The 9,700-nt window shown below is 52.3% G+C and carries 8 protein-coding genes and 1 tRNA gene; 2 read left to right on the forward strand and 7 right to left on the reverse strand.

All coding sequences use genetic code 11. The annotated features are described in order from the left end of the window. Both AC4ED1_RS14300 and AC4ED1_RS14305 read right to left on the reverse strand, forming a co-directional pair. On the reverse strand, positions 1–1,028 hold a 1,028-nt coding region (locus tag AC4ED1_RS14300; protein WP_490939768.1), incomplete at its 3' end, for a YncE family protein. Positions 1,029–1,059: 31 nt separating this feature from the next. After that, complete coding sequence (locus AC4ED1_RS14305; RefSeq protein WP_490939782.1) at positions 1,060–1,539, reverse strand: hypothetical protein; 480 nt, start codon at positions 1,537–1,539, stop codon at positions 1,060–1,062. Here AC4ED1_RS14305 and AC4ED1_RS14310 point away from each other — a divergent pair. Next, complete coding sequence (locus tag AC4ED1_RS14310) at positions 1,499–1,705, forward strand: YbaK/EbsC family protein (RefSeq protein WP_490939770.1); 207 nt, start codon at positions 1,499–1,501, stop codon at positions 1,703–1,705. The genes AC4ED1_RS14305 and AC4ED1_RS14310 overlap by 41 nt on opposite strands. Positions 1,706–1,846: 141 nt before the next feature. Here AC4ED1_RS14310 and AC4ED1_RS14315 read toward each other — a convergent pair whose 3' ends face one another. The 3 genes from AC4ED1_RS14315 to AC4ED1_RS14325 form a co-directional block, all read right to left on the reverse strand. Next, positions 1,847–6,145: a ribonucleotide reductase barrel domain-containing protein gene (locus AC4ED1_RS14315; protein ID WP_490939772.1), complete on the reverse strand. Its 4,299-nt coding sequence runs from the start codon at positions 6,143–6,145 to the stop codon at positions 1,847–1,849. Then, on the reverse strand, positions 6,142–6,615 hold the full coding sequence (nrdR, locus tag AC4ED1_RS14320) for a transcriptional regulator NrdR (protein ID WP_490939774.1): 474 nt from the start codon (positions 6,613–6,615) through the stop codon (positions 6,142–6,144). The genes AC4ED1_RS14315 and nrdR overlap by 4 nt, the downstream gene beginning before the upstream one ends. Positions 6,616–6,878: 263 nt before the next feature. Then, positions 6,879–7,688, reverse strand: a complete 810-nt coding sequence (locus AC4ED1_RS14325; protein ID WP_490939776.1) for a TIGR01457 family HAD-type hydrolase — start codon at positions 7,686–7,688, stop codon at positions 6,879–6,881. 80 nt (positions 7,689–7,768) lie between these two features. Between AC4ED1_RS14325 and AC4ED1_RS14330 the strand changes: the two genes are divergently transcribed. Beyond that, on the forward strand, positions 7,769–8,593 hold the full coding sequence (locus AC4ED1_RS14330) for an MBL fold metallo-hydrolase (RefSeq protein ID WP_490939778.1): 825 nt from the start codon (positions 7,769–7,771) through the stop codon (positions 8,591–8,593). 6 nt (positions 8,594–8,599) lie between these two features. On the opposite strand, the gene AC4ED1_RS14335 is transcribed toward AC4ED1_RS14330, so the two are convergent. Together AC4ED1_RS14335 and AC4ED1_RS14340 are read right to left on the reverse strand one after the other, a co-directional pair. Further along, a complete protein-coding gene (locus tag AC4ED1_RS14335; protein WP_490939780.1) occupies positions 8,600–9,283 on the reverse strand; it encodes an NUDIX hydrolase in 684 nt (227 codons plus the stop codon). A gap of 151 nt (positions 9,284–9,434) precedes the next feature. Next, a tRNA-Val gene (locus AC4ED1_RS14340) sits at positions 9,435–9,509 on the reverse strand. Between the last annotated feature and the right edge of the window lie 191 nt (positions 9,510–9,700).

Genomic DNA, 9,700 nt, shown 5'->3' on the forward strand with positions numbered 1-9,700 from the left:
AATTTAACTTTAGTCGGCCACTTTCCAACCGGAATCTCCTTGATCTTTTCCCAGTTATTAGAATCAAAGACGGTTAAATTGTCTTCGTTGTGATTCGTAACAAGCAGATATTTGTTATCAACGGCCAAGTCGGAGGGGGTCGGTGTATTAATTTTCCCTATAACTTCACGCGAATCCAAATCAAAAATCGTGACAGTGTCACCCGACATATCTAAATTCGTATAGTGATTGATAAACGCTGTTTTGTTGTTTTTTACGGCAATATTCTGCGGGAAATCGGGAGACAAGACATGCTGTTCCACAATCTTGCCGGATTTGAAATCAAGTATTTTAAGCCGGTTGGTATACTCGGAAGGCTGTTTTACCCACCTAGGTTTAGGACCTCGGGAAAATCCCGAATACACTCCGTAAAATTTATCGCCAACGACCTGCAGATTGCCGGGAGGAAGCTCTTCAGGATCTTGCAGTACGTTTTTCATGGCAAAAGAATCCGGATCGATCTGCAACAATTGAGCAGTGTCTCCATAATTGTGGTTTCCTCCCCTGTTTATTGCCGCATAAACGTATCCGTCAGCACTCGTCAAACACGCTGTCATGCCCGGAATCATTTTTGTATTCAGAAGACTAAGATTCGTTACGTCGACGATCATCAGATAAAACCCTTCTCCCCTTTTTTCTGTAGAGGAAGAAATATAAGCTTTATTATTAAAAACTAGCATTCGATGAGGGGATAGGGGGAGTTCCAGTTTTGATACTGAAAAGTCCTTCAAATTGATCTTATACAAATCTTTTCTGGGATTTTCGGCTCTGCCTGAATCAATTGCATACACGATATTGTCGCATACTTGGATGTCTTCCAGATAAAGCCCGATCGACAGTTTGTTTAATATGGTAAGGTTTTCATCGATTATTACGATATTATCTTTCGAGCCATAGTTCAACACCACTGCATAAGGGGTGCCGTTGGGAACACCGTGTTTGCCGCCACAACCTGGTGACAACAGGACGAATGCTGCGAGCAGAATCAATCTGTAAATTCTCGTCATAGTCATTGGTTTTTTAATATCCTGTAGCAAAGACTCGCGTTTCGGGATCTTGATACAGATCGTCCGGGTACACGAACGAATTGCTGGAATAGCGCAAGTCGATTCGATTTCCGGTTTCTACATAATATGCACGAAAAATGAGTTTACTGCAATACCAATGCGTATCGTCATAGACACCGTAAAGCGTGGAATAAGGTTCACCGCTTTGTGCAGCAGCATATACCGTAGTGTCGTAACGTTCGCTGGAGCTTGTATTGGGAACCCATAGCCCAACCGCTTCGTCATACCCTTGGAATTTGCTGGCGGGAGCCCTGTGAACGTCACTGGTCGGAGAAACGTTTGCCTCCCAGAAACAGTAGTCAGATAGATTGCCGTTCCAATAATCCGCATCAAACAAAGCAGCGTGCCGATAATAACCCCATGCTACATTCCCATCATGTACCACACTAAAAATGGCAAACCCAAAAGAAGTCCACCAGATAACTGGATACACTGTTGGCAGTGTTCCTTTAGTGGGGCTTTCTTTGCCTTGTATTGTAGATAGAGAACTTTTTCGTTATCCATTTATTTACGGCGGAACGGGAGAACCAACTTCAACACTGAAAATTACCCCGAATGCTTTGGAAATGCTAAATCAAGTTGTTGGTTTATTGGATTAACGTATTCAGCAATAAAAAAAGAGACCTGGTATTCAAATTTTAATTTATCCACATATGTGAATAAAGATTCACATCCATGAATACGCAGGCCCTCTTCTCATTCATTTATGAATTTTTTCTCACTTATTTCTGCAAGTTCACCTAACACTTGCTGAACCCGCATGCCTCGCACTCGTGGCATCCGCCGTGGCGCACCAGGGTGTGCTGGTGGCAGTTCGGGCAAAGGTCTTTACCCATGCTGAATTCGCGGAGAGAAAGCCGTTCGGCCGGCAACTGCACGGCGGCGACCGTCTCCAGATGGTTCAGGCGGCGCAACGGGAAGGTTTCCGAGTGCTCGATCAGCGCTTTCGCAATGGCATCCGGTACGGATGTGATCCGGCGATCCCCGAAGCCGACGGCGTTGGAGCCGCCGATCCCGGAGAAGTGCTTGACGAGCACCGCCTCTTTATCCGGATTTTGCGAATCCTTCAGGTACAGGGTAATGGCCCGTCCAAGCGCCTCATTTGCCGCATAGACGTCGCTGCCCGCTTTCCCGATGTTGACGAAGATTTCCGTCGCCAACTGCGTTTCCGGATCATCGTTAATCGTGATATAGGCGGTACCAAGCGGCGTTTCTTTCTTATAAGTTGCCCCGTACAGCACATCCGGACGGCCTTTGTGGACATAGACCGGTTTTTCGCCATTGAAGAGAGCCGCCATTGCCGCTTCCGGTTTCGCGTTTTCCGCTTGTCTGCCATCCACTTTCGCCGGCTCTTCCTTCAAAGACAGTACCTGTTCGGAACGGGAGCCGTCCCGGTAGATCGTAACTCCTTTGCATCCCAGCTCGTAAGCCAGATCATACAGCTTTTTGGTATCTTCCACCGTATAGTTGTGCGGCGCGTTGCACGTTTTCGAGATCGAGGAGTCGATCCATTTTTGCAAAGCGGCTTGCACCCGCACGTGCTCCTCCGGCGTCAGATCCATCGCAGTCACGAAATAGTCGGGCAGTTCGGCACCCGGATGCGTCTTTTTGTACTCGTCGACGATCTGCGCGTTTTCCTCAAACATCCCAAGCCGCGAATTGCGAAAATACGACCACGCATAATACGGTTCGCAGCCGGTGGAGCAGCCGACCATCGTCCCGGTGGTTCCGGTGGGAGCGATCGTCATTGTCGTCACGTTGCGGACACCGTATTTGGCAATCGCTTCCGTGACATGCGGTTTCTCTGCAGCCATTTGTTTCATATACCCGGACTGCAGGAATTTGTCTGCGTCAAAAGCCGGGAACGGGCCGTTTTCCTTCGCCAGTTCCACCGACTCAAGATAACACCATTCCGCCATCATACCGATCAGGACATCAATCAGCTTCGTCGATTCTTCGGAACCGTATTTCACGCCGCAGTGAATCAACAGATCATGCAGTCCCATGATGCCTAAGCCCACACGGCGCTCGTTCATTTGGTTCCGCCGGTTCTCTTCAAACGGGTAATAGGTGGCATCGATGATCGCATCCTGGAAGCGGAGCCCGGTGCGGGTGGTCTCTTCCAGCTCTTCCCATTTGATGTGGTGCAGGAAAAATTCTGCTCTTTCGGTCGGAAAATGCTTCAGCAGCTGGCGGCGGATATAATCCTCTTTTCGCTTATCCTGAAACATCGCCTTTTGTCCGGAATCTTCAAAGCCCGTTGTGAATCGGCTCAGCACGACGGCACCCAGGTTGCAGATACCGAATGCTGGCAATCCTTGCTCGCCGCAGTTGTGGGCGACAATTCCCCCCGCGATCAGCGAGTGGGTGGCCGGCTCGCTGATATCATAAACCATCACTTCTTCCGCATCCTCCACCGATGCGACAGGGCTGCAGAACTTTTCCCGTTTGCGTGAGGGGCGTGCAGCCCGCTCCAACGCCTCCTGCTTGCGCCCGACAAGGAAAAATCCGATTCGTTCATGAAACGCGTCCAGGTTGTTGCCGGAAATCACCAATTCATGGAATCCGTCACTTTCATAAATTCGCTCTTCGCCATGAACAGTCTGGTAGCGAAAATGCGCTTGCTTCTGTTTCGGCCTGCAATAAATTTTCCCGTGGATTCCAAAATTCAAAAGCAGCAGTTGCACGTCCTGCAGCAGTTTTTTCGAAGCGGAGGTCAGCCGCACCGTACGATGGTTTTCGTCATTCTCGTAGACCGTACCGTCCGCGCTGAACAAAGCTTGCAGAAAGGCGCGAACGGTCTCTCGCGAGGCCGTGAACAGCGCCTGCGGAACTTCCTTCTCCGGCGCGTATACCGGTTTGACACCGATCGCGAGCAATCGTTCCCGAAGCTCTTTTCGCCACCAAAACACATGGAAAGTTCCGTTTTCCCGCTCGTACACTTTCGCCTCGACACCAGACAGGGCTTTCCCGATCCGGATCATCTCCGGGATCACGTCAGCATCCTCTCTGCCGAACACCATACCGATATCGCCTCGTTTCGACAACCATCCGTCACCGATCAACCAACCCAAAAACCATCCCCATTCTTTCCCCAGACCGTCGTTCTCCGGGAACAATCCTTCGCCAGACTGGATGAGCACCAAATCACCGTCTTGCAAATCTTTCGCTTCTTTCCAACCGTCCACTGTGAGCAATCGGTGCTCCGGTGTCACTCGAATCTCCATTCCGTTTTTCAACGTCACCTTGATGGTTTTTTTCACACCTGTCGGAAATACGACGGCAGTACGGGCGGTGACTCCCGGAACGGCGTACGATCTGCCGTTCACCACCTGCAGTTGGTTGACAGCCCGATCATCGGTCAGCACTTTGAACGGCTGCGCTCCCACCCGTTGATACAGATCCTCGATACGCAGGTACCCGTATTCGGTGGCAATTCGCGTGTCCGGGTGAAAACAGGGGTTTGTCGCGATAATCGGGTTATAGTAATACGAGTTGGACATGTAATTGTAGCGCCCCATGAATACAACACCCGGCTCGGCCGATCTCCAGGCAGATTCAATGATCTCGTCCCATATCCGGGAGGCCGGAACCACCTCCGTGATGTTAAGCTTGCGGCCCACCGCTTCCCATTCCTGGAAGTTGCCGTTAAACTCGTGCATTTCGGAGGTGTCCGGAAAACCAATTGCCCAATCGTCGCTGCGTTGCTTGGCCGCCATAAATTCTTCCGAGATGCCGACGGAAATGTTAGCTCCCGTAATCACCCCGTCCACCTGCTTACAGGTGATAAACTTGCGGATATCCGCATGCTTATCGTTCAGAATCAGCATCAAAGCGCCGCGGCGGGAACCGCCTTGCAGAGTCAACTGACAGCCGACGCTCATGATTTCGCCGACCCCCACGGGACCGAAGCCCTGTCCGAACACCTGGTTCCCTTTGTCAAACAGCTGCCCCCAAGTGTACGCGCCAGAACTGCGTCCGTTGACGCCGCGGACGTAACTGTAGCGCGGGCGGAGTGAGGACAGCACGACAGAAACGCGCTTTCCTTCCATCATCGCTTCCCACATGTCGCCCAATGTGCTTGCGATCGTGCCGCGGCGGTCGCCCGGGATCAATGTCGCCCCGACCAGATCCTGCACCACTACCACGCCGCTCTCCAGGATCTTGTTGTACAGTTCTTCCGCGGAGAGCGTCTCCCCTTTTTTCACCGGCAGCCCTTTTTCCCGCCAGGCTTCCAGGCTGCCGGTCCAGTTGTCGTCATAGCCTTCCATCTCATGGTCCGGAAAATAAAACGTCCAATCGGTGCCCTCCTCGACGGCGCGGAGAAACTCGCTGTTGACCCGGACAACCTTGGTGCTGTTCGGGTATTCTTCCGCCAGGAAATCCAACAAATCGGCATGCCATACGTCGAGCACCAATTTCAGTTCCGTCTTGCGAGACTTGGTTGAAATCGGCACCAGCGTCCCCTGCGGTGGCACCTGGGACAGGTTCATGCCGACGCCGCCGGACCGGGCCTGAATTTCCAGCGTTTGGCCGAACGCATTGGCGTAATCGCGGGGAGTCGGGCCCACGTTCGGAATTACGAAACAGTTGTAGCTGGTCGTTTGGATGCCGGTGCCCATCGACGCGTTGATGCGTCCGCCCGGAACATATTTCCAGCCGCTTTGCAGTTGATAAAATTTTTCTTCCCACGTTTCCGGATCGTTGGTGACCGCAGCCGCCCCTTTCGCAATCCGGCGCCACATTTGGCGGGGAGCCGTTTCTTTCAGTACGTCGATATGATCATAGGAGAGCTCCAGGCGAAAACCGTCACGCAGCTCCACAGTCGCCAAACGCTGTTCCGGTTTCAGTTCCACCACTTTTGCGAGCTCATGCAAAGCGCGTTTCTTGTCAATAACGGCAACCACCAGGCTACCGACCTGCAGCGTCTCCTTTTTCACATCCTTCAATAAGTAGCGGTCAGCTACAATGCGCTCACCGGTAGGAGAGAGAAAATCCTCTGCCGTAAAAGGCAACATGCTGGTCATTTCGGTTTTCATGATGTTCCTCCCATCTTTTTCGAGTCCAGCAGGTTCAAAATCTCCTGTGCAAACGACTCGACATCTCGGAATTGCCGGTACACACTTGCAAATCGGACATACGCCACCGCATCCAGCTCACGCAGTTTTTCCATCACTTTCTCGCCGATCCGTTCGGCCGGAACTTCCTTTTCGTATTCGGAGCGGATCTCCCGTTCGACGTCGTCGACAAGCCGTTCGACCGCCTCAAGGGCGATCGGCCTTTTTTCGCAGGCTTTCAAGATTCCGCGCAGCAACTTGTCCCTTGAAAATTCTTCGCGGCGGTTGTCTTTCTTGATGACCAACAGCGACGCCATCTCGATCTTTTCGTAGGTGGTGAAACGTTTTAAACAGGAAGGGCATTCCCGGCGCCTGCGAATCGTCGAGTGATCCTCGCTTGTCCGAGATTCGAGCACCCTCGAATCGGTATGGTGGCAGTATGGGCAACGCATGTGCAAATCCCCCCTAACGTCGTTTCCGCAAAAGATTCGGCATATGATTTATTATGTAACCTACACACTATATCTAGTGTGGTTGTTGGGGGTAAGGAAATTATATACACTATATATAGGAGGGTCAAGGGACTCTGTTCCTATGAAAAACGTTCCATTTTGGCGAAAATTGATAGAGAAATGGATCTAATAAGCTGGAAAAGACCCGCATCGGCGCGGTTTGAAACGTTTCTTGCTTGACGCGCCACAGCGGGTCTTTCGACTCATTCTTCCTTCCCGACAATCGCCAGCAATTCCGCAAGGTTCCCAACCGAGCAATCCGGCCGGTGAAGAGCCCGTTCCGCGTCTTGCCGGCTGGAGTAGCCCGTCAAAACGAGCACGCTTTTGATCCCCGCGTTGACGCCGGCCATGATGTCGGTTTCCAAGTTGTCTCCGACTATAACGGTCCGCTCGGGTGAGGTTCCGATTTGCTGCATGCTGTACCTCACCATTCTGGCCTCCGGTTTGCCGATCCAGACCGGCTCGACGCCGGATGCGACAGCAACCGCTCGGGACAGGGAACCGGCACCGGGCAGAAAGCCATTTTCCGCCGGCAGCCGCTTGTCCGCATTGGTCCCGAGAAAAACGGCTCCTCTCTGAATGGCGAGACTTGCCGTCATCAACTTGCGGTAGGTAAAATCGCGGTCAATCCCGACAACAACAAAATCCGGGTGCCTTTCCTCAAACCGGCACCCCATTTCCTCAAGAGCGGTCAGCAATCCCTCTTCCCCGACAGCATATACGGAAGGAGTGAGCGTTTTCGCATGATCCCGTATGTACACGGCGGTCGCCTGGCTGCTGGTAAACACATGCTCCGGCTCGGCCGGAATCCCCATATCCCTGAGTTTTTGCGCCACTTGCCCAGGCTTTCGGGAAGAATTGTTCGTGACAAACAAATACCGCTTGCCCGCACGATTCAACCACTCCACAAATTCTCTCGCACAGGGAAGCGCATCCCGTCCCCGGTACAACGTCCCGTCAAGGTCGATCAGAAAGCCTTCGCACTCCCGTAACCAGTTGCATGCCCCAGACATTTCCCGATTCCTTTTCCTCCTCTACATAACTTATAATGACTCTATATGCTGACGATTACTTTTGAAGAAGGGGATTCCATATGCGAGAAACCCGCTACATACACCGCGTGCCCGTTTCCACCCCGACCCTGTTTCCGGCTACGTCCACCAACGTATACATCGTCGAAGATGAGGGACATGTGTTGGTGATCGATGCCGGCTATGAAAATCAGGAAGCAACCGACTTCATCATTGAGTACATTGCGAAACTCAACGCGGAAAACGTACTCGGGATTGTATTGACCCATCATCACCGGGATCACAGTCCCGGCGCGAAAGCGTTAGCCGATTTTTTCAAATGCCCGATTTTGTGCCACCCGTTGGAAGTGAAACCGGTGGAAGAGAAGATTGCTCCCTGGAAAATCGGTTCCACTCTGGAGGAGGGCGATGCGGTTCAAGTCGGAAACGCCACTTTAACCGTATTGCATACTCCCGGCCATACAGCAGGGCATCTGAACCTCTTGCTGGAACAAGAAAACGTGTTATTTACGGGCGATAACATTGTGGCGGAAGGCACCACCTGGATCGGTCCTCCAGACGGAGATCTGGTTGCATACCTCGCCACGCTGCAGCGGCTGCAAGCACTGCAACCGTCGCTGATCGCCCCCGGTCACGGGAACATCATCCGCAATCCGGCGGAGAAAATCCGATTTTTTATACAAAGGCGGCTCGAACGCGAACAACAGATTCTCGGGTTGTTGGCCGATAAGCCGCTGACTGTGGACGAGCTTGTGGCAGCGGTCTATCAAAACCAAGTACACCCGAGCGTCCTTTGGGTGGCGGAACGGACCGTCCTCGGGCACTTGGCGAAGTTGCTGCAAGAACAAAAAGTCGTCCGGCATAACGACCGCTACCGCATTGTGTAAAAACTGTCAGGCCAATTCGTGCGGCCGCGGTGTCCCGACGCCTTCCCCCAAGCGGTACGCATCTTCCGCAGTTTCAAAGCGGGCCAAATCGGCCAATGCGTCCATCGTGGGAGGCACCATCCTGAAAATGCCTTTTCTCGCTTGATCAAGCGTCACGCACGGGTCCATCCATGCGGCATGTTCGACTTCCCGCTTACAAGGAACCAGTTGTACATCCGGCGGAACCACCGTCAAAAAATAGCGGGTGTCAAAACGGCGCGGGGACACGGTGCGCGGTGTAATCCGATGGCCATAGTAGCGGATGATGTCGGTTCTTAAACGCACGCGTTCCGTAAGAACCCATTCGCGGAAAGTCAGCCGCTTGGTTGCGAGCAGTTTCCGGATGACGTCTGCGGTTGCCGGTTGACCGGAGGCGATTGACGCCGGTACATCCGCCAAGAGATAGCCGACTTCTTCAAAACATTCCCGAATCGCGGTAATCGCATACGACAACTCGACTTCCAGCCGGCGGTTGACACACGACGCAAAGAGCCCCTCATCCTGATCCTCCCGCTGCATCACTCCACCCGGAAACACATAGTAGCCGGGAAGAAACAACATCGTTTCCGGCCTTTTTGTCATATACACTTCCAGTCCCCGGGTTCCATTTCGAATCAGGATGAGCGTCGCCGCCCGCTTGATTGTTTCCATAACCGGTATGCCCTCCTTCCTTCATGGTATCGGATATGGCAGTCGGTTGCCGTAAGCGGCTGCAACATGCGAAGGAATACTTTCCCGGTGGCAAAAGACAAAAGAAAAGTGCCTCTCTATTCCCACCTTTTGCTTGAGAAGCACTCAGTTCTGGTGCGGCTAATAGGAATCGAACCTATGACCCCCACCGTGTCAAGGTGGTGCTCTCCCTCTGAGCTATAGCCGCATGTTCTTTTGTCAAATTCATCACGTCTTTCAATTCCGGCAACGATGATGTTAGCACAAAGTAAGGGGTATCACAAGAGGCAACCATACAAACGGACGGCTACAATCAGTTACCATACATACGCAATAACGGTTCATCCGGCAATCTTAAAGTTACCATTCAAAAACGCTTCAGCCAGCATGGCCAAAGCG

The organism is Effusibacillus sp. SKA8 (assembly GCF_058273125.1).

Coding starts and splice junctions, on each gene's coding strand:
- AC4ED1_RS14335 (WP_490939780.1), bottom strand. CDS start 9,283: ATGGAAACAATCAAGCGGGCGGCGACGCTCATCCTGATTCGAAATGGA.
- AC4ED1_RS14325 (WP_490939776.1), bottom strand. CDS start 7,688: ATGTCTGGGGCATGCAACTGGTTACGGGAGTGCGAAGGCTTTCTGATC.
- AC4ED1_RS14315 (WP_490939772.1), bottom strand. CDS start 6,145: ATGAAAACCGAAATGACCAGCATGTTGCCTTTTACGGCAGAGGATTTT.
- nrdR (WP_490939774.1), bottom strand. CDS start 6,615: ATGCGTTGCCCATACTGCCACCATACCGATTCGAGGGTGCTCGAATCT.
- AC4ED1_RS14330 (WP_490939778.1), top strand. CDS start 7,769: ATGCGAGAAACCCGCTACATACACCGCGTGCCCGTTTCCACCCCGACC.
- AC4ED1_RS14310 (WP_490939770.1), top strand. CDS start 1,499: ATGGCAAACCCAAAAGAAGTCCACCAGATAACTGGATACACTGTTGGC.